The organism is Vibrio comitans, assembly GCA_024346835.1.
Lineage (GTDB): Bacteria > Pseudomonadota > Gammaproteobacteria > Enterobacterales > Vibrionaceae > Vibrio > Vibrio comitans.
The window spans coordinates 183,002-203,936 of record AP024866.1 but is presented as its reverse complement, the minus strand read 5'-3'; the positions used below and the strand labels follow the sequence as shown (position 1 = coordinate 203,936).

The following is a 20,935-nucleotide window of genomic DNA, read 5'->3' as shown; positions in this document are numbered from 1 at the left end:
ATAAAAAAAGCGCCACTCAAAAAAAGTGACGCTTTGCAACAAAAGTCATTACTTGGGGTTATAGCTGACTAATCAGTACCTTCTTCTGTAAGAAGTCAAACGCGACTTGATAGGAAGCTGTTGCCTCTGGAGCGAACGCGATATTCCCGCCCATATCAAAGATTGGCAGAGAGTCTACATCAGCAGATACATCGGCAAACCCATGCTCGCACTGACCCCAGTCTCCACAAGTAAGCTTAAATTGGTAAGCTTCACCCGCTGCTAATTCTCCTGTGACGAACAGCACTAGACCGTCTTGCTCACCAAAGGTCATCTTGCGTTCTTCAGAATGATCCCAGTCGCCAGAGATTGAGCCAGGGATATACCACTCTTTATTCGCATAAGACTTGACCAGTCTGGCATCAAGAACCATAGGGTTCGAGGTGTCATTCGCATCTAACGCAAATTCATACATGCCAATCTCAGTGAAATTAGATGGACAGTCTTGACCTTCACAGCCCATCGCACTGTTCCAATCTCCCAGAGTGAACTTGTATCCAGTATCCGCACTTAGACCCAATTTTACACTGTATACACCGCCTGTCGTATAAGGTGCTTCAATACCAGCAGGATCCCAAACCGCCTCACCAAAGGCACCTGCAATGTATACTGTTGATGCGCCAAATGGAGGTAGGTCTTGGTCTTTCTCTGATACCGGTAAGCCTGTACCTTGCGCGCCATACTGAGGTTGTACAAATACAGCGGTTGTCAGTGCTGGTACAGAGAAGGTACCCGCAGAGAAAGAGGCATCTCTCACTATGTAGTCAGCAGAATTAGCCTGAACCTCATGCAATTGGAAGCCCGCAGCACCCTCAACGTCAAAGCTTTGGTCTTCTGCTGTCGCATTGATCATGACAACGACTGCATCAAGATTTGGATCAAGGTCTTTACCTGCATAGAACCCATCATCAATAGACATAACGATGAGGCCTTGTGTTTGCCCTTCACCTACATTGCGGAAGTCGACACGCTTCATGACTTCTTGTTTTGAGTTAAGACGGAACAAGTCACTTGAACTACGAATCTTCAACAACTCAAGGAACTGTTGTTTTGCCAATTCAATATCTTGGGTATTCGGTTCGTTGGTCGTGTCTGCAATAATCTCAGAAATTAATGCCCAATTAGCACCATCTTTGTCCTCACGAGGCAGGCCTACGTTCCAGTTGTTATCGGAGCCATCAAACTTCACTCGGTTAAACCAATCACCAGAATCATAAGAGTCTCGCTGCATTGACTTAGAGCGCAACAGTTCAGAGCCCATGTGGATGAATGGAATACCTTGCCCCATCATCACAGTAGAAATACCGACTGTTTGCATCCGAGCACGCTCATCAGAGTTGATTCCGGTCGCGGTTTTATAAGCATTATTGTCCCAGAAGGTTTGGTTATCATGCTTAGAAACGTACGAGATATTCTCGGAAGGATACTCTGTGTAGCCTGCAGGTGCGCCGTTGTAGTCAATACCTTTACCGTTCTTGGTAGCACCGGTGTAATCAACCATGACATAGTCAGCTAAGTTACCTGCCATTCCTAAGCGCACAAGATCTTGATTGTGAAGTAAATTATTGGTTTCTTCTTCACTCATGTCGCGACGTTCATTGGGATACGCTGCATTAGCGAAGCCTTGGTTTTTACGCAGACCCGTACCATCACCATCAAATGGACTACCACCACGTACCGCATCACGCAGACGATCTGAGAAAGTACCGATTTGCGTACCGGCCATGTTCAGTTGCGTTGCTTGGGTAAAGCGAGCGTTGTTCGATACCTCACCAAAGTCCCAACCTTCGCCGTAGAACAAGATATCAGGGCGAACCTTACGCACTTCTTCTAGCGCCTCAACCATAAGATCCTTTGGCTGATGCCCCATCAAGTCAAAGCGGAAGCCATCGACATTATAGTCTTCAGCCCAGGTGACTAATGAATCAATCATCAGCTTACCCATCATGCGGTTTTCAGTCGCCGTATTGTCACAACAGGTAGAGGTTTCTACGCCACCGGTGTTTACATTCAAGCGGTGGTAATATCCAGGGACTATCTTATCTAGTACCGATTTATCATTCGTTCCAGAGGCGTTGGTGTGGTTGTAGACCACATCCATGATCAGCTTAAGATCCATCTCGTGAGTCGCTTTCACCATCTCGCGGAATTCAACGATTCGAGCTGTACCCTCAGCATTTGTTGCGTAGCTGCCTTCTGGCACCGTGTAGTGGAACGGGTCATAGCCCCAGTTGAAACTGTCTAAGTCACGCAGATCATTCATTAATAGCTGTGCTTGTCCCGTTGTCGGGTCATAGCTTTGCAGAACACTCTCTAGGGTTTGAGAAGAGTCCTCTGTTCCACATACCACTGCGCTTGGTCTTACCGTACAAAGCTCACCCACAGTATCGTTAATGTCTATGGTTTCGGCTTCATTGACCGTAGCAATATCAAAGGCAGGTAAGATATGTAGCGTGGTTAAGCCTGCAGCTTGCAGCTCTTTAAGATGACTTACTGACTCACGCTCTTCTTCTGTAAGCGCTAGGTATTTGCCATTGAGTTTGTGATTGCCTTGCGTATCGCTAAAGCTAAAGTCTCTTAAATGTGATTCATATAGGACATGGTATTCATCCAAGTACTGGCCACCTTCGCCAACAGGTGTTTCTGGTCTTTCGTAGTTATCCCAGCCTTTAGGCTTCAGTTTTTTATCATTCTTTAGGTCGACGACCTGCGAGTATGCTGAATTAGTAGAAACACTTAACGAGTATGGGTCAGTCACCATTACTGTTTCTATTTGTTTGGTTGTTGGATGGTAAACTGTCACCTCGTAGCGGTAGTACTTACCGACAACACCATTGACTCTTTCAGACTCCCAAACACCCGTTTCTGGATTCTCAACTAACTGAATACGTTTGGTCTGCTTTTTCACTGTATTGTAGATATGCAGAGTGACATTTTGCGCTGTCGGAGCCCAAAGCTTAAATTCAGTTCTTGAACCATTAACGATTGCGCCCAGTTCTTCGGAAATGGCATTACCCGCATCTTCATTAACAAACACATCATCCAAGACGCCCGCTTTTTGCACTTCAGTTGCAGCCATCACCTTGTCTTGATCATCATAAGCGACCAGTACAACTTGGCTCTTAAGAGTGCGAGCTAAATCTTCATCCGTAACATCAATCTCAGTTGCCGTCATACCACTTAGATGGGGGAAGCGCTGTTGTAACTCCGCACTTAAACCACCGGTAATAGCTAACTCAACAGCCTGTCCTCCAGTGATCTCGTTATTCTCTTCATCTAGCTTGATATCATTGGTAGGAGAAAATCTCAGCTCGACGCGAGCAGCGCTTGCGGCGTCCTCCCAAGCAATCGTCTCTTTATCTAACCAATGTGCTTTTTGACCGTCAATCGCAATTGGGCGTTCAGCAGTAGGCTCATAGTAAAGTTGGCTAGAACCGTGGAAGCCAAAAATACTGCGGCTATCATCAAGCTGTTTCAGTTGAGCCTTGTGATTTGCGCTACCAAAGGCTTTTTCATCGCCCTTGTGCAAAATGAAGTTCATACACTCGTGAGGGTCACTCGCATTCATGTCGACTTTAAAAATGTAGTAAGCACCATAAGTTTGGTTAAAGCCGTCTGCTAGATAAGGAGCATCCCAACTGGTACCTGTTGAGTTGATGCCCATTGCCTCTAAATCAGTGCTAGTACAGCCTTCACCATTCCATAGGTGCATGCCCCAGTCTTGGTACTCACTCTCATCACTAGTTCCTCGGTTGTAATAAACAACAACCTCGTCTTCTGATGGCACGTACAAGTCAGAGGCAAAAGCAGCGTTGGTTTGCGCATGCCCCATCAAAAGAATTGACGTCACTAGCATCGGCATCGTTGCCTTAGCGAGTGTATTTATTTTGAACTCCATAATCCCTTCCACTAGTTATTAAAAATAGTAAACCGAAGACGACTCCTTACTACTGTTCGTCAATTGGTCGAGCAACATAGTAGAAACAATCGATAGCTACAGAGTGTGATCGATTGTATAAAAGTTCTTTATAAACAAATGGATAGAAATAAATGCAGTAAGTATCACGGATTGCATATCTACAAAACCGCGTCAGGATCATGATTTGTACGCTGAGTTTCTACTCCTCAAATTAAACAGTACTACGCCACTAAACTACGCCTTTTCATAGATATTTTGTATGGTTCAGTGAGGCGTTATAATTACTGCAAATTAGAGCAAAAAAAAACGAGAGCCGAAGCTCTCGTTTTCTATTTTTAGGTATTTGATGTGATTACATCATGCCAGGCATACCGCCCATGCCACCCATACCGCCCATATCAGGCATTGCTGGAGCATCAGCTTGTGGCTTATCAGTTACCATAGCTTCAGTGGTGATCATTAGACCTGCTACAGAAGCTGCGAACTGAAGTGCGCTACGAGTTACTTTCGTTGGATCAAGAATACCCATCGCTAGCATGTCGCCGTACTCACCAGTAGCTGCGTTGTAGCCGTAGCTACCTTCGCCCGCTTTAACGTTATTCGCAACTACAGACTCTTCGTCACCTGCGTTCTTAGTGATTTGGCGGATTGGAGATTCCATAGCACGTAGAGCAACGCGGATACCTACGTTCTGCTCTTCGTTGTCACCCGTTAGATCAGTCAACTTAGATGCAACGCGAATTAGTGCAACACCACCACCTGCAACTACACCTTCTTCAACTGCTGCGCGAGTCGCTTGCAGTGCATCTTCTACGCGATCTTTCTTCTCTTTCATCTCAATTTCAGTTGCTGCGCCGACTTTGATTACTGCAACACCGCCTGCTAGCTTAGCAACGCGCTCTTGAAGTTTTTCTTTATCGTAGTCAGAAGTTGCATCTTCTACTTGTTGACGAATTTGAGTAACGCGCGCATTGATTGCCACTTCATCACCCGCACCATCGATGATGGTTGAGTTTTCTTTAGTAATAGTTACGCGCTTAGCTTGACCTAGGTCTTCTAGAGTTACTTTCTCTAGGTCTAAGCCGATTTCTTCAGAAATCACAGTACCGCCAGTTAGGATAGCGATGTCTTGAAGCATAGCTTTACGACGGTCACCAAAACCAGGGGCTTTAACTGCCGCTACTTTAACGATGCCACGCATGTTGTTCACAACAAGCGTTGCTAGTGCTTCGCCTTCAACGTCTTCAGCAATGATAAGTAGAGGGCGAGATGCCTTAGCAACGGCTTCTAGAGTAGGAAGTAGCTCACGGATGTTTGATACTTTCTTATCGATAAGAAGAATGAAAGGGCTGTCTAAATCAACGCTACCTGCTTCTTGGTTGTTGATGAAGTAAGGAGATAGGTAGCCACGATCGAACTGCATACCTTCAACAACGTCTAGCTCGTCTTGTAGAGCCTGACCTTCTTCAACAGTGATAACACCGTCACGGCCTACTTTTTCCATTGCTTCTGCAATGATGTTACCTACAGTCGCATCAGAGTTTGCAGAGATAGTACCTACCTGAGCGATAGCTTTAGTATCAGCGCATGGTTGAGATAGACCTTTTAGCTCTTCAACAGCTGCGATAACCGCTTTGTCGATACCGCGCTTAAGATCCATTGGGTTCATACCAGCCGCTACAGCCTTAAGGCCTTCAGTGATGATAGATTGAGCCAATACTGTTGCAGTCGTTGTACCGTCACCCGCAGCATCGTTTGCTTGAGAAGCAACTTCTTTCACCATTTGCGCGCCCATGTTTTGGAACTTGTCTTCAAGTTCAATTTCACGAGCTACAGATACACCATCTTTAGTAATAGTTGGTGCGCCAAAAGATTTGTCTAGAACTACGTTACGGCCTTTAGGACCTAGCGTTACTTTTACTGCATCAGCTAGAACGTTTACACCTTCTAGCATTTTGATTCGTGCGTCGTTACCAAATTTAACGTCTTTAGCAGCCATTTTTATATTCCTTTCTAAATTCTATTTTATAGTTGTTGATTCAGATAATGGTTACTTATTCAACAATCGCCATGATGTCGTTTTCAGACATGATAAGCACTTCTTTGCCATCAATCTTTTCAGTCTTAGTGCCGTAACCTTCAGCAAAGATCACTGTGTCACCAACTTGAACGTCTAGAGGTTGAACGCTGCCATTCTCTAGGATGCGACCCTTACCGACAGCTAGGATTTTACCGCGAGTAGACTTCTCAGCAGCAGAACCAGTTAGTACGATGCCGCCAGCAGATTTTGATTCAACTTCTTGACGCTCAACGATAACTCGATCATGTAATGGACGAATATTCATCGATTGATTCTCCTAATGTGTTTTTCCAACGAATGATAAAATGCCGTTTCTTGGCTAGTGAAGAATATGTTGGGGACAAACCCCATGATCCCAAGGGTGAGAGGTGAGTTTTTTACAAAAACTTCATATAAGTGTGCACTAGGGCCTTTTGACCTTTTGAGTTGATTTTTGTAGTGATATGTTGGGTATTTATACAAGGCAGTCACTTTTAGGTGTGGTGGTTCCACATGAAAAGGGACTAACGCCGTAGAAATGCCCAACAAACCGCTACCCGCAGGGCTCGGCCAGAAGCCATTTACTCATCGTTGAGCGTCTTTTGCTTAGATGACTAGGCGGCAAGACACTTGCCTTGATTAAATGGCTTCTGGTCGAGCAAAATTTAATCGCAAAAGGTCAACAGGCCCTAAGATTACTTAGGTCGAACCTTGCTTCTCTGGTTGAATGTCTTGTAACAATGTATTCTTAACGCCCAACCAGAAAGACAGAGTCTCCATGCAAGATAAACACGGCCTTTTAACCGCTCCTATCGACAAGGTTTTGCGCGAAATGACGCTACCTATGGTGCTGGGTATTGTTGCTATCTTGATGTTCAACCTCGTTGATACCTTCTTTATATCTCTGTTAGGAACCGAGGCGCTTGCCGCTATCAGTTTCACCTTCCCTGTGACCTTTGCCATGAACTGTATCACCATGGGTATTGGTATGGGGTTATCGACTCATGTTGGCCGCTTCTTAGGCCAAAACCAACCTGAGCAAGCAGCTCGGTTTTCGAGTCATGGCATATTGCTCGCCATCGTTCTTGTCAGTATCGCGTCATTCATCGGACTGCAGACTATAGACCCACTATTTACTCTGCTGGGCGCTGAATCCAAGCTGTTGCCATTGATAGATCAATACATGTTCGTGTGGTACCTAACCGTACCACTTCTGGTTATCCCAATGAGTGGCAATGCCGCCATCAGAGCATGTGGTGATACTAAGACTCCCGCCAAGATCATGATTGGCGCAGGTGTGGTCAATGGCGTATTAGACCCCTTACTGATATTTGGCATTGGCCCGTTCCCAGAACTGGGTATCCAAGGAGCTGCCATAGCCAGTGGTATCAGTTGGTTTTCGGCATTAATCGGTGCGTTTTATTTTCTGGTTGTTCGAGTGAAATTGCTTGCTAGGCCTAAGCTGACCAAGTTACTTAGCGATTGGAAATCCATCCTTCAAATCGGCACTCCTGCGGCTCTGTCTAACGCATTAAATCCCTTAAGTTCCGCTATCTTAATGATGATACTCGCAAGCCATGGCACCGCAGCTGTGGCGGCGTACGGGGCGGCGCAGCGTATAGAGTCACTGCTGTTGATCGTATTAATGGCGCTTACCTCCGTACTCACTCCGTTTATGGCACAGAATCTGGGGGCGAGTAACCATGAGCGCAGTTTTAAAGCGCTGTTTATGTGCATGCGCTTTTCAATCTTATTTCAATTACTTATCTTTATTATGATGGTGCCACTGAGCGTCCCCTTCGCAAGCCTATTTAGTCAGGAGGAGAGCGTGCGTCACTTGTTATGGCTGTACTTGGTCTGCGTGCCAATTAGCTACGGATTTCAAGGGATCATCATGTTGCTAGTGAGCAGTTTAAATGCGATGCACAAGCCTATGCTGGCATTTGTCTGGAGTTGCTTACGTTTGTTCGTTTTCACCTTGCCATGCGCTTGGCTGGGTAGCCAATGGTTTGGAATTACCGGGCTATTTGTGGGAGTGGCTGTGGGCAATGTATTAGGGGGAATTATGGGCTACTTGTATGCCGTTATGCTTCGTCGTAACACTCTAAACGAAATAAGCTCAACCGTAGGCTGAACTTATTTGTAATTTGTCGATGGAAAGCAAAAAGCTAGATACCATCACCACCAATGAAGCTCTGAGAACGACCGTTAAAGTTTTGGTCCATATCTTCTGAAGGCTTGTCTGATTTAGGCTTACCGGTCACTTTGGCTGGCACGCCCGCCACTGTTGTATGTGGGGCTACAGGTTGTAGCACTACAGAACATGAACCAATCTTGGCACCCTCGCCTACTTCAATATTGCCCAATACTTTGGCACCAGCACCAATCATTACCCCTTCGCGAATTTTCGGGTGACGATCGCCGCTTTCTTTACCTGTCCCCCCTAAGGTGACATCCTGCAAAATAGAGACATCATCCTCTACAACAGCGGTCTCGCCGATAACGATACCCGTCGCATGGTCGAGCATGATAGCTTTACCGATTTTAGCCGCAGGGTGAATATCCACCTGACAAGCAACAGAGATCTGATTCTGTAGGTACGTTGCTAGCGCCTTTCTGCCTTGCTTCCACAGCCAGTTAGCAATGCGATAGCCTTGCAGTGCGTGATAGCCTTTTAAATAAAGCAAAGGCGCTGAATACATAGCGACAGCAGGGTCACGGTTTACGGTAGCGCAGATGTCGGAGGCGGCTGAATCTGTAATGCTAGGATCGGCGGCAAGCGCCTCTTCAATAACATCACGAACACCCATAGCCGGCATGGATGCTGTCTTAAGTTTATTGGCAAGGATGTAGCTAAGGGCTGCTGCAAAACTGTCGTGATTAATGATGGTAGCGTGATAAAAACTGGCCAGCATCGGCTCTTGTTCAGCTTGCTCTCTAGCCTCTTTAACGATGCATTCCCACACCGAATTAGATTCACACTTATCCATCAAAAAATCCTTTGTAATTAACGTTATCGTTCTGCTTTCTTGTCACGAGCCAGTAGATCTTGAGCGGCTTCTCTCGCATCTTTACCTTGATAAAGAACTTGATAGATTTGGTCAACAATTGGCATTTCAACCCCTTCGCGACCCGCAAGCATCCACACTTCTTTAGTGTTTCGATAGCCCTCTACAACCTGACCAATTTCTTGTTGGGCTGTATCTACGTCTTGGCCTTTACCTAACGCTAGTCCAAAACGACGATTTCGCGACTGATTATCGGTACAAGTCAGAACTAAATCACCCAGTCCAGCCATTCCCATAAAGGTCTCAGGCTTAGCACCAAGAGCTGCACCTAGGCGCGTCATTTCAGCAAGACCACGCGTGATCAATGCTGTGCGAGCATTAGCACCAAAACCAATACCATCAGACATACCTGCGCCGATAGCAATAACGTTCTTCACAGCTCCGCCTAGTTGCATACCAATGAAGTCATCATTTGCGTATACACGGAATGATTTACTACAGTGGATCTTCTCTTGCAGCTCAGTGGCGAAACTTGGATCAGATGACGCCACCGCAATAGCAGTTGGCATGCCCATAGCAAGCTCTTTAGCAAAAGTAGGGCCAGATAGCACAGCTAATGGATAGTCATTGCCTAGCTTGTCTTGGGCAACATCTTTTAATAGACGGCCTGTTTCTGGCTCTAGGCCTTTGGTTGCCCAGCAGATACGGCTATCCGTTTTCAAATAAGGTTTTAGACTATCAAGCACAATACCAAACACATGGCTTGGCACAACCACTAACAAATCGCGGCTCGCCGCAACGGCTTTTTCAAGGTCGCACTCAACAATCAACGAATCAGGAAAAGGAATGTCAGGCAGGAACTCTTTGTTCATTCGGTCCGCTTGAAGTTGCTGCATGTGCTCTTTTTCATGACCCCAGATGGCGACCTTCGCACCATTACGTGCTAGAGAGATCGCAAGTGAGGTGCCATAAGAACCTGCACCAATTACCGTCATTGATACATCTTTTAGGTCACTATTTGATGCTGCCATATTTCAATCCATTCATGCGTTATAGAAGGTCTAGTAGTTTTGTCTTAGAAAGACTACTGATCTTGAAAGATAGTATAAATAAAAAATGCACAGCGCATCAGTTAATTAGATGCAGTGTGCACTTTTATTTGCCGATAAATTCAATCAAACAAGATTGAGTTTGTCGTTTAATTAAGCGTCAGCTTGAGGTTGTTGCTCTTGCTGCTGTTGGTTCTGTAGGTAGTTCATGAACAATGCGTCAAAGTTAACTGGCGCTAGGTTCAGTTGAGGGAACGTACCTTTAACAACTAGGCTTGAGATAGTTTCACGAGCGTATGGGAATAGGATGTTAGGGCAGAATGCGCCTAGGCAATGTGCTAGTTGACCTTGCTCCATTTTCTCTGCAGAGAAAATACCCGCTTGTTGAATTTCACATAGGAAAGCTGTTTCGTCAGCATTCTTAACTGTCACAGTAAGACGAAGAACTACTTCGTATACGCCTTCACCTAGTTGAGCACTTTTAGTGTCTAGGTCAAGGTTTACATCTGGCTGCCACTCTTTTTGAAACATAGTAGGAGAGTTTGGCGCTTCGAAAGAAAGGTCTTTCAAGAAGATGCGTTGGATAGTGAAGTTCTGTTGTGGAGCCTGAGTTGCTGCTGCATCAGTCATTATTTTTATTCCTTAAAATTTGTCTATTTCTGTGATGGATGCGCATTATCGCATCCAATCATTACATTATTCAGTCAGCGCTTTCTGCTTTTTCTTACGTGGCTCTTTTTTAGCGCGCACTAGAGGCAGATTTGCATCGCTCCAAGAAGTTAAGCCGTGTTTCAGCACGAAAACTTTTTCAAAGCCAGCTTTAGCTAGCAGGTTTGCATTGTCGACTGCAGTTTGACCTGTCTTACATACAACAATGATTGGGTCGCTTTTCTTGTTTTCAAGCGTTCCAAAAGAACCGTCTTTGATCTCTGAAGGCAAAATGTGAACTGAGTCAGTAATATGCCCTTTTTTGAACTCATCCTTGGTACGAACGTCCACAACCACACCGTTCTCACGGTTGATCAGTAGCGTCATAGCCTGAGTATCAACTTCTTTATACCCTGCAGTAGAAGACTTGATGATATTCATCACTAAGGCCACGATAAGACCAGCCCAAACTACAGACAGAATCATGTTCTGCTGAACGAAATCGAAAATTTCTTGCATCGTCGGATACTCTTTTTTAAATCATAAAGCGAAAATTTTAACGCGCAGTATACCATCACAGGCGCAGGATGCGAGACAGAGCCTGATGTGATCGCTTTTTAAAAAGGAAACCTAGATCACGAATACGGCACTATTCACTCAAAGGTTCTAATATTTAAACCTGAATGCAACCTAAATGATCGTAAATCCAAACCTTTTTTGAAATTTAGTTACTCATATTGTATAAATTTCAATCTTACTGCCCAATTCAAAGCCGAGATCGATAAATTAATTTGATCTTAAACGGCTTCAATTAGGGTATTCTGTAGTAAAATTACGCTAATTAAAGCTACTGAAAATTAAAACGAGGCCAAACTATGTCAGCTAAGAAGCCTATGGCTCTAGTGATCCTTGACGGTTACGGATACCGCGAAGATAAACAAGACAACGCAATCGCAAACGCAAAGACTCCAATCCTTGACGGTCTAATTGCAAACCAACCAAACACTCTAATCTCTGCTTCAGGCATGGATGTTGGTCTACCAGATGGCCAAATGGGTAACTCTGAAGTAGGTCACACCAACATCGGTGCTGGTCGCGTTGTATATCAAGACCTTACTCGTATCACTAAGTCTATCGCTGACAAAGAGTTCCAACAGAACGAAACTCTTGCAAACGCAATGGACAAGGCTATCAAGTCTGGTAACGCTGTTCACATTATGGGTCTTATGTCTCCAGGTGGTGTTCACAGCCACGAAGACCATATCTACGCAGCTGTAGAAATGGCAGCTGAGCGCGGCGCTGAAAAAATCTACCTACATTGCTTCCTAGACGGACGTGATACTCCACCTCGCTCTGCGGAAGGTTCTCTACAACGCTTCCAAGAGCTATTCGCTAAATTGGGCAAGGGCCGCGTAGCTTCTCTAGTAGGTCGCTACTACGCTATGGACCGTGATAACAACTGGGATCGCGTTCAAGAAGCTTACGAATTGCTAACTGAAGCTAAGTCAGAGTTCACATTCGACAATGCTGTAGCGGGTCTAGAAGCGGCTTACGCTCGTGACGAAAACGATGAGTTCGTTAAACCAACTGAAATCAAAACTGACTCAGAAGAATCAGCAGCGATCGTTGATGGCGATGCAGTTATCTTCATGAACTACCGTGCTGACCGTGCTCGCGAAATCACTCGTAGCTTCGTGCCTGATTTTGATGGCTTTGCTCGTAACGTATTCCCATCTGTAGACTTTGTAATGCTGACTCAATACGCAGCAGACATTCCTCTACTTTGCGCGTTCCCACCAGCGTCTCTAGAGAACACATACGGTGAGTGGCTATCTAAAGAAGGTAAAACTCAGCTACGTATCTCTGAAACAGAGAAATACGCACACGTTACTTTCTTCTTCAATGGCGGTAAAGAAAGCGAGTTTGACGGTGAAGAGCGTCAACTAGTGGCTTCTCCTAAAGTAGCAACTTACGACCTACAACCAGAAATGAGCGCACCAGAGCTGACTGACAAACTAGTTGCAGCTATCAAGTCTGGCAAATACGACGCTATCGTTTGTAACTACCCTAACTGTGACATGGTTGGCCACACTGGCGTTTACGATGCAGCAGTTAAAGCAAGTGAAGCACTAGACGAATGTCTAGGTCGCGTTGTTGACGCAATCAACGAAGTTGATGGCCAAATGCTAATCACAGCTGACCACGGTAACGCAGAAATGATGGTTAACCCTGAAACAGGTGGCATCCACACTGCACACACTAACTTACCAGTTCCTCTTATCTACGTTGGCGGTAAAGACCTAGAGTTCAAAGAAAACGGTAAGCTATCTGATCTAGCTCCAACTATGCTTGAGCTATCAGATATGGAAATCCCAGCGGAGATGTCTGGTCAGGTTCTTGTAAATCTGAAATAATCTTTGCTATCAATTCTTTGCCACGGTGTATGCTGTGGCAAAGAAAGCCAAGATTAAAGATTTAGGATGAATCTAATTCCTCAAAAGCCAAAGCTATTGAATAGAAAAAACGTCAGTGTCCTGTGCGCTGGCGTTTTGTTATGTCTATCATCTTCGATATTTGTCTCAACTCCTGCCTCAGCTAGCACTGAAGAACTAAAGGGAGTAAAGGGAGAAATAACTCGTCAGCAAAAAAGCCTTTCTCAGCAACAGAAAGAACTCGATAAGCTACAAAAACAACTGAAAAGCGATGAGCTTTCTATTGCCAATGCGAGCAAGAATCTAGCGCAAACACGCTCTTCATTGAAACGTTCTGAAGCCAACCTCAAAGCTTACGATCAGCAACATCAAGAACTGTTAGAAAAAACCCAAGCTCAAGCTGCGGCCTTGCAGAAGCTGGTTAAGTCATATTACATGATGCACACCAACGCCAAGATTGAGAGTTTTCTAAGTCATGAAAGCACTCAAGAAAAAGATCGTATTAGCCAGTATTATCAGCACTTGGCAAAACAACGTGCCGAAGTCATCACTGAGCTGCAACAAACTAACGCTAAGCTAGAGCAAAAAAACCTGCAGCTGATTGCTGAACAGCAACAGATAGAGACGCTTCTTGCTCAGCAATCAGAGCAATTAAATAAACAGCGTTCTTCACAAACCAGTCGTAAATCAACGGTCGCTAAAATCAAGCGTGGTATTGCTGGGGACAGCGCTTATCTCAATGAACTAAAGCGCAATGAAGCGAGATTGAAAGCTGAGATAGCAAAAGCCGCAAAGCGTAATTCAGTTCCAATGGATGGATTAGCCAAACAGAAAGGGCGCCTACCTTGGCCAGTTAAAGGTTCGGTGTTACACAACTATGGCACCAAGCAAAGTGGTCAAGTCAATTGGAAGGGCATGGTGATCAGTGCTCAGTACGAGCAACCTGTTAAAGCCGTTTATCCCGGCACCGTGGTATTTGCAGATTACTTACGTGGTTATGGCTTAGTGCTACTGCTAGATCATGGTAAAGGCGATATGACCCTATACGGGTACAACCAAGTACTGACCAAGAAAGAAGGCGATAAAGTCACCTCGGGTGAAACCATCGCGCTTGCCGGAGATACTGGAGGACAATCTCGCTCTTCCGTCTATTTCGAGCTGAGGCGTAACAGCCAAACCCAGAACCCTCGTTCTTGGTTGACTCGCTAGAAACAAAAAAACGCCGGCTAATTAGCCGGCGTTTTTTATAAGCAATGGCTTGGTAGGGTTTATTCTACTTCTTCCATTTTGCCTAGCATGCTGCGAATGCGCTCTTGCCACGCATCGTGCTCTGCTTGAACTTGGTGAGCGCGTTGTTCAGTTTCAACTTTTTCGTTGCGTAACTGCTCGGCTTCATTGGCAAGCTGCTGCTTTTGTTCTTTAAGTTCTTCAACTTCCATTTGTAGCAGAGTGATTGTGTCTACTGCTGTTTGCACTTTGGCTTCTAATTTTTCTAATACTTCTAAAGACATCTTGGCCTACCTAATTCGTTATCCATATGTAAAGACTGGCTTCCCAACCATTCTACCCACACACATGTATATAAACACACCTAATAATTTAATTCTGGTTCAAGTGAGCAAAAAAAGAGCGATCCTAATCAAATTTTGACACTCTCAAAGCAATCTTTGTCTCTTGCAGCGAGTAAATGCGGGACGAAATCAATAAACCTCTGGGTTCTGGCTTAAAGTTGAGCAAATTAAGCAAACGTTACCGTGAAGGTATGATAGAATCTCGGCGATTTTTTGAACCCTCTTGATTGGAGTCGATATGAAGCGCGATTTGGCGATGGCATTTTCTCGTGTAACAGAAGGCGCAGCCCTAGCTGGTTACAAATGGCTTGGACGCGGAGACAAAAACGCAGCAGATAATGCAGCCGTTGAAGTTATGCGTAGCCTACTGAACAAAACAGAAATTAGCGGTGAGATCGTTATTGGTGAAGGTGAGATCGATGACGCACCTATGCTATACATCGGTGAAAACGTGGGTGTTGGTGGTGACGCTGTAGATATCGCTGTTGACCCTATCGAGGGAACGCGCATGACAGCAATGGGCCAATCGAATGCATTGGCTGTATTAGCGGCAGGCGAAAAAGGTAGCTTCCTAAAAGCACCTGATATGTACATGGAAAAATTGGTTGTTGGCCCTGGTGCGAAAGGTCAAATCGACTTAGCAGTATCGCTGGAAGACAACCTAAACAACGTAGCTAAAGCTCTAGGTAAATCGCTACAAGAATTGACTGTAGTGACTCTAGCTAAACCTCGTCACGATCAAGTTATCGCTGACATGCAAGCGATGGGCGTACGCGTATTCGCTGTGCCAGATGGTGACGTTGCTGCATCTATCCTAACCTGTATGCCTGACAGCGAAGTAGACATGATGTACTGCATTGGTGGCGCTCCAGAAGGTGTGGTTTCTGCTGCTGTAATTCGAGCTCTAGATGGTGACATGCATGGTCGCCTACTTCCTCGTCACGAAGTTAAAGGCGATAGCGAAGAAAACCGCATTCACGGTGAAGAAGAACTTAAGCGCTGTGCTGAAATGGGCGTAGAAGCTAATGTAATTCTTAAGATGTCTGATATGGCGCGCAGCGACAACGTTGTGTTCTCAGCAACCGGTATCACTAAAGGCGACCTTCTAGAAGGTATTACTCGCCAAGGTGATATTGCGACAACAGAAACTCTGCTTATCAGAGGTCGTTGCCGTACTATCCGTCGCATCAAGTCGATTCATTATCTTGAGCGTAAAGATGAAGAGATCAAAGGACACATCCTTTAAGTCTTCATTTGATAAAAAAACGCAGCTTAAAGCTGCGTTTTTTTATGCCTCACCATTTTCAAATGGTGCTCCATAATCATTCTCTTTTTCACTGCCTTTCAGCAAGCCACACTCTACAAATATCCAAAGTCCACATACCAAAGCAATCAATGATAGAACTCGTGAGATGCCTTCCCCTGTTTCCATTTGCGCCGACATTGGAATTAATGAGCGACCAATAATCAGTGGCACATTCAACAATAAAAACTTGTTTGACTTGTTTCGGTCATGCCAACGCTTCGCCGTCACTGCTAAATCGGGATACAGCAAGATTATCGCCATTACTGGGACGGCGTATAACGCGGTGCCAGGTGAGACTTGAGCGATTGCGGTGGCCACCATAGATAAGAACAAGTAATAGCAAATGTTCCAAATCCAAAATTGTTTGCGCCCGATACGACCTTCAAAAGAGAATAATAAAAACTTAAAGTCCATGAGTAATCCTAGGGTCTAAATAGTAGTGTGCTTGGCAAAGCAATCTCTATCCATATCTCTGATATTTACCGTGACGCTTCCAACCCAATTTGCTTGCTCTGTCAGTATTGAGAATACGCTTTGCGATAAAGCCTGTTTCTGCTGCACTGTTCTTCCCGAAAGTAACTCAACTGTCACATGGATAAAGTCGTGTTGATCCTCACTATCACCGATGAGCCATGAATGGCAACGCAGGGTTCTTGACTTTACTGAGTTTAGTTCAAATAAACCGCTATCAATCAATGCTTGATGCATATCCTGAAGCAAGCCTTGGGTGTTTAGTCTGTCTTCTAAGGAATCGGTATATTCCATTACTAAATTGGGCATGACACATCCTCCGTGAACACTAAACCATACACTAGACACAAGCTTTTTAAGTAGTTGATCTGCTTTTTTGCCCGCCAGATCACTAGTCCAATAATTATGCAGTCATCCTAGGTCAAGAAATGATTCGTATCATGATATAACCGTTTTTATCTGTTATATTCTTTCACCTACAACGTATATTTTTTACTAATTTAGAAGGGAGTATTTTTATGCGTCATCCTGTAGTTATGGGTAACTGGAAACTCAACGGCACCAAAGAGATGGTTGTTGACTTGCTAACTGGTCTGAATGCAGAACTAGAAGGCGTAACGGGTGTTGACGTGGCAGTAGCGCCACCAGCACTATTCATCGACCTAGCTGAGCGCACTCTTACTGATGCTGGTAGCGCTATCATCCTAGGTGCTCAAAACACTGACGTGAACAACCAAGGTGCTTTCACTGGCGACATGTCTCCAGCTATGCTTAAAGAGTTTGGGGCAACTCACATCATCATTGGTCACTCTGAGCGTCGTGAATACCACAATGAATCAGACGAGTTTGTTGCTAAGAAATTTGCATTCCTAAAAGAAAACGGCCTAACTCCTGTTCTTTGTATCGGTGAGTCTGAAGCTCAAAACGAAGCTGGCGAAACTGAAGCAGTTTGTGCTCGTCAAATCGACGCAGTAATCAACCTACTAGGTGCAGAAGCTCTAAACGGTGCAATCATCGCTTACGAACCAATCTGGGCTATCGGTACTGGTAAAGCAGCTACAGCTGACGATGCACAGCGCATCCACGCTTCAATCCGCGCTCACATCGCACAGAAGAACGAAGACGTCGCTAAGAACGTTGTTATTCAGTACGGTGGTTCTGTTAAGCCAGAAAACGCGGCTGCATACTTTGCACAACCAGACATCGATGGTGCTCTAGTTGGCGGCGCGGCTCTTGACGCGAAAAGCTTTGCAGCTATCGCTAAAGCAGCAGCAGAAGCGAAAGCTTAATTTGTCTTGTTAGACATATTGAATGAAAGGTCAGCCTAGGCTGGCCTTTTTTGTGCCTGTTCATTTTTAACTGACATAAAAAAACCGCTACCAAAGCAACGGTTTTATCGATTACTACTATTTACCGAATGAGCCTAGAACAACTCGTCAGCAACAGTGTATAGGTCATCACGAACTGGACGACGCATGTTTTCAATTGCATCGATAATGTCGTGGTGAACCAACTCTTCTTTTTGAATACCCACACAGCGACCACCGTGACCTTCAAGTAGAAGGTGAACGGCATAGTTACCCATGCGAGAAGCCAGTACGCGGTCAAATGCCGTTGGGCGACCACCACGTTGAATATGACCAAGAACAGTAGCGCGAGTCTCGCGACCTGTCGCTGCTTCAATGTCTTTTGCTAGATCATTTGCATCAAACATCAGTTCAGTCAAAGCAATGATTGCGTGCTTCTTACCTTTAGCGATGCCTTCTTCGATGCTAGTAATTAGCTCTTCTTTGCTCCATTGGCGCTCAGGAGTGATGATGTATTCACAACCACCCGCAATAGCAGACATTAGAGTCAAATCACCACAATGGCGACCCATGATCTCAACAATAGAGATACGTTGGTGAGAAGATGAAGTATCACGTAAGCGGTCAATCGCATCGATAACCGTGTTAAGTGCCGTTAGGTAACCGATGGTGTAATCAGTACCTGCAATATCGTTATCGATTGTGCCAGGAAGACCGATACATGGGTAACCCATCTCAGTTAGCTTTTTCGCACCCATATAAGAGCCGTCACCACCAACTACTACAAGAGCTTCAATACCATGTTCCTTTAGGTTCTCAATAGCTTTAGCACGCACTGTTTCGTCTTTGAACTCAGGGAAACGCGCTGAACCTAGGAAGGTACCGCCTTTGTTAATCACATCAGAAACGCTTGAACGATTCAGTTTTTCAATGCGATTCTCGTAGAGACCTTGGTAGCCGTCATAAATGCCGTATACCTCAACACCTTTTGACAATGCTGTGCGTACTACCCCGCGTACTGCAGCATTCATACCAGGTGCGTCTCCACCACTTGTTAGTACACCAATTTTTTTAATCATGTTGACCCTCAATATTTGGGATTGATCTTATTTTTAATTTAAATTGCCTTGTCATCGGCAAGAATTCTAGTCACCTCGTTCGAGTCACCCTTCTTGACTCTGGTGAACGAAGCTAACAAAATTTCAACTTGGTAAGAGTATTACAGTTTCCTGTAGAGTTAAGATTGATTCAAATCAGAATCATAAAGTTTAACCACTCACCTAACCAAGATAGTTAATTCTACCTAAATTTCCTAAAAAATTCAGTGTTTACACCTTACCACCCTTGTTGCTTCTCGTGTTGCTCTACATTGTTAATAACTGAAACAGGATCCTGATGAATTAAAACATCACACCCTTCAAAGTGGCTCATTAAGCGTGCTTCAACTTCATCAGCTATCTGATGAGCTTCAATCAAAGGTAGGTGATCATCCAGCTCTAAGTGCAACTGAATAAACCGAGTTGGACCCGACAAGCGCGTTCTCAATTGATGAATGCCGTGCACCCTCTCTACTGAAGTCGCTATTGTCTCAATTTCTACAAGCTCAGATTCTGGAAGCTGCCTATCTAGCAGGGATTGCACCGCCTCTGCGATCATCTTAAACGCGCTATACAGAATGAAGATACCGATACCAATTGCAAATACCGCATCCGCTTGTCCTAAACCATACATACTCAATACCAATGCCAGCAGTATGGCAGCATTCATATAGAGATCAGATTGATAATGAAGCGAGTCCGCTGCAATAGCCTGACTGCCGGTTTGTCTTACTACGTACTTTTGGAACGTAACTAAGCCAAAGGTCACCACCATGGCAAACAAGCTGACATAGATACCAAGCTCAGGTTGGTTGATCTCATGAGGACGGAAGAAACGGTCAATACCATTAAGAACTAAGAACAGAGCCGAACCGGAAATAAACATAGATTGAGCCAGTGCGGCGAGAGATTCTGCCTTACCATGCCCAAAGGTATGTTCTTTATCTGCTGGTTGCAGGGCGTATTTAAGCACCACAAGGTTTATAGAGGAGGCGGCAATATCCAGCAATGAATCCACTACTGACGCTAACAAGCTAACGGATCCGGTGACCCACCACACTGCAATTTTCACGATAAGTAAAACAGTAGCCACTATTGTGGCTGACCACGCAGCGATGGTGACTAATTTCTTATACTCTTGCTTCATAATCTTCAATGAGAAAGGTTTGTGCGAATTATACACTGAAATATCGTCGATGGGTGCTTTGGCAACAAAAGAGGAATCTAGACTAGCAAATGAAAAAATGGTTACGAAAAATGCTAAAACGGTACGATGATTGGTGTTTAAGTCTAGGACTAACACCTGAAAACAAGCGAAGCTGCGTACCCTATCGCTCAGAACCGACTCACTCTGAGGAGTCTAAAGATAACAAAAAGCGCGACCAGTAATGGCCGCGCTTTCTGTGCTCAAGTGATTTGCTGCTGTACAGTCAAGTCTTGCTTACGAGTTACTCACTGTCTTTTTTAGACATTTTTTCCTGCATTCTTTGCTCGCATTTTGCTGCGCGCTCTGCTCTTTTTTCTACTAGTTGCTGCTTCTGATCGTCAGTCAACACGCTCATCATACGATGCATAGTGCGCATTTTCTCAACTTGCATAGCTGTGCGCTCTTCAACCATAGATGCAGCTAGTTGTTGTGCTTCAGCTTCATTGAAATCAGCAGCTAGAACCATTTCTTGCTCCTGCGCTTTCATTGCTTTCATCGTCTCACGCTTAGACTCGCCTTTTGCTTTCATTGAAGAGCGAACATCTTCACGGATTGTTTTCAGTTCTGCTTTTTGCTCATCGGTTAGATCTAAACCGCGGAATGCGCTTTTACCGTCCATAGGCATCATACAAGATTGGCCACCTTTCTGACCTTTCTCACCACCCTTCTGACTCTTTGCTAGCACCGATGCGCTACCTAGTGTCAGTGGAACCATCATTGCTACTGCTAACCATTTTTTATTCATTGCCATGAGATATACCTCGATAATTTAGACATCGGCTGCTGTTTTTCAGCAGATGCATTTAGAATAATAGTAGGCGT

General features: G+C 44.8%; 19 protein-coding genes. 6 read left to right on the top strand and 13 right to left on the bottom strand.

The window, feature by feature from the left end; genetic code table 11:
• Positions 1-58: 58 nt before the first annotated feature.
• The 3 genes from pulA to OCU46_RS00965 form a co-directional block, all read right to left on the bottom strand.
• On the bottom strand, positions 59-3,937 hold the full coding sequence (pulA, locus tag OCU46_RS00975) for a pullulanase-type alpha-1,6-glucosidase (RefSeq protein ID WP_141272774.1): 3,879 nt from the start codon (positions 3,935-3,937) through the stop codon (positions 59-61).
• Positions 3,938-4,310: 373 nt separating this feature from the next.
• Complete coding sequence (gene groL, locus OCU46_RS00970; RefSeq protein ID WP_141272772.1) at positions 4,311-5,957, bottom strand: chaperonin GroEL; 1,647 nt, start codon at positions 5,955-5,957, stop codon at positions 4,311-4,313.
• A gap of 55 nt (positions 5,958-6,012) precedes the next feature.
• Entirely contained in the window at positions 6,013-6,303 is a 291-nt protein-coding gene (locus OCU46_RS00965) for a co-chaperone GroES (protein WP_017027336.1), read from the bottom strand.
• A 492-nt stretch (positions 6,304-6,795) separates the two neighbouring features.
• On the opposite strand from OCU46_RS00965, the gene OCU46_RS00960 reads away from it, so the two are divergent.
• A complete protein-coding gene (locus OCU46_RS00960; RefSeq protein ID WP_141272770.1) occupies positions 6,796-8,151 on the top strand; it encodes an MATE family efflux transporter in 1,356 nt (451 codons plus the stop codon).
• Positions 8,152-8,185: 34 nt separating this feature from the next.
• On the opposite strand, the gene cysE is transcribed toward OCU46_RS00960, so the two are convergent.
• From cysE to OCU46_RS00940, 4 genes are all read right to left on the bottom strand, one after another.
• Complete coding sequence (cysE, locus tag OCU46_RS00955) at positions 8,186-9,007, bottom strand: serine O-acetyltransferase (RefSeq protein WP_141272768.1); 822 nt, start codon at positions 9,005-9,007, stop codon at positions 8,186-8,188.
• A 23-nt stretch (positions 9,008-9,030) separates the two neighbouring features.
• Positions 9,031-10,056 (bottom strand): NAD(P)H-dependent glycerol-3-phosphate dehydrogenase, encoded by a 1,026-nt coding sequence (gene gpsA / locus OCU46_RS00950; RefSeq protein WP_141272766.1) that lies wholly within the window; start codon positions 10,054-10,056, stop codon positions 9,031-9,033.
• Between the two features lie 171 nt (positions 10,057-10,227).
• Positions 10,228-10,704 (bottom strand): protein-export chaperone SecB, encoded by a 477-nt coding sequence (gene secB, locus OCU46_RS00945; protein WP_141272764.1) that lies wholly within the window; start codon positions 10,702-10,704, stop codon positions 10,228-10,230.
• Positions 10,705-10,770: 66 nt separating this feature from the next.
• Entirely contained in the window at positions 10,771-11,241 is a 471-nt protein-coding gene (locus tag OCU46_RS00940; RefSeq protein WP_141272762.1) for a rhodanese-like domain-containing protein, read from the bottom strand.
• A gap of 356 nt (positions 11,242-11,597) precedes the next feature.
• Here OCU46_RS00940 and gpmM point away from each other — a divergent pair, with 356 nt between their 5' ends.
• Positions 11,598-13,136: a 2,3-bisphosphoglycerate-independent phosphoglycerate mutase gene (gene gpmM / locus OCU46_RS00935; RefSeq protein WP_141272760.1), complete on the top strand. Its 1,539-nt coding sequence runs from the start codon at positions 11,598-11,600 to the stop codon at positions 13,134-13,136.
• A 66-nt stretch (positions 13,137-13,202) separates the two neighbouring features.
• Positions 13,203-14,363, top strand: a complete 1,161-nt coding sequence (locus OCU46_RS00930) for a murein hydrolase activator EnvC family protein (RefSeq protein ID WP_141272758.1) — start codon at positions 13,203-13,205, stop codon at positions 14,361-14,363.
• Positions 14,364-14,422: 59 nt separating this feature from the next.
• On the opposite strand, the gene zapB is transcribed toward OCU46_RS00930, so the two are convergent.
• Entirely contained in the window at positions 14,423-14,665 is a 243-nt protein-coding gene (gene zapB, locus OCU46_RS00925) for a cell division protein ZapB (RefSeq protein ID WP_017027328.1), read from the bottom strand.
• A gap of 298 nt (positions 14,666-14,963) precedes the next feature.
• On the opposite strand from zapB, the gene glpX reads away from it, so the two are divergent.
• Positions 14,964-15,971 carry a class II fructose-bisphosphatase gene (gene glpX / locus OCU46_RS00920; RefSeq protein WP_141272757.1) on the top strand — a complete coding sequence of 336 codons (1,008 nt, stop codon included), beginning with the start codon at positions 14,964-14,966 and terminating at the stop codon, positions 15,969-15,971.
• 42 nt (positions 15,972-16,013) lie between these two features.
• Here the strand turns inward: glpX and OCU46_RS00915 are convergent, their stop codons facing one another.
• Together OCU46_RS00915 and OCU46_RS00910 are read right to left on the bottom strand one after the other, a co-directional pair.
• Entirely contained in the window at positions 16,014-16,445 is a 432-nt protein-coding gene (locus OCU46_RS00915) for a DUF805 domain-containing protein (protein WP_141272755.1), read from the bottom strand.
• Between the two features lie 15 nt (positions 16,446-16,460).
• On the bottom strand, positions 16,461-16,811 hold the full coding sequence (locus OCU46_RS00910) for a 5-carboxymethyl-2-hydroxymuconate Delta-isomerase (RefSeq protein WP_167495432.1): 351 nt from the start codon (positions 16,809-16,811) through the stop codon (positions 16,461-16,463).
• 209 nt (positions 16,812-17,020) lie between these two features.
• On the opposite strand from OCU46_RS00910, the gene tpiA reads away from it, so the two are divergent.
• Positions 17,021-17,791: a triose-phosphate isomerase gene (gene tpiA / locus OCU46_RS00905; protein WP_141272753.1), complete on the top strand. Its 771-nt coding sequence runs from the start codon at positions 17,021-17,023 to the stop codon at positions 17,789-17,791.
• Positions 17,792-17,925: 134 nt separating this feature from the next.
• On the opposite strand, the gene pfkA is transcribed toward tpiA, so the two are convergent.
• Together pfkA and fieF are read right to left on the bottom strand one after the other, a co-directional pair.
• Entirely contained in the window at positions 17,926-18,888 is a 963-nt protein-coding gene (gene pfkA / locus OCU46_RS00900) for a 6-phosphofructokinase (protein WP_141272751.1), read from the bottom strand.
• 256 nt (positions 18,889-19,144) lie between these two features.
• Positions 19,145-20,053, bottom strand: a complete 909-nt coding sequence (fieF, locus tag OCU46_RS00895) for a CDF family cation-efflux transporter FieF (RefSeq protein ID WP_141272749.1) — start codon at positions 20,051-20,053, stop codon at positions 19,145-19,147.
• Between the two features lie 89 nt (positions 20,054-20,142).
• On the opposite strand from fieF, the gene OCU46_RS00890 reads away from it, so the two are divergent.
• Entirely contained in the window at positions 20,143-20,295 is a 153-nt protein-coding gene (locus OCU46_RS00890; RefSeq protein ID WP_167495431.1) for a DUF5363 family protein, read from the top strand.
• Between the two features lie 59 nt (positions 20,296-20,354).
• On the opposite strand, the gene OCU46_RS00885 is transcribed toward OCU46_RS00890, so the two are convergent.
• Entirely contained in the window at positions 20,355-20,864 is a 510-nt protein-coding gene (locus OCU46_RS00885) for a Spy/CpxP family protein refolding chaperone (protein WP_141272747.1), read from the bottom strand.
• Positions 20,865-20,935: the final 71 nt, after the last annotated feature.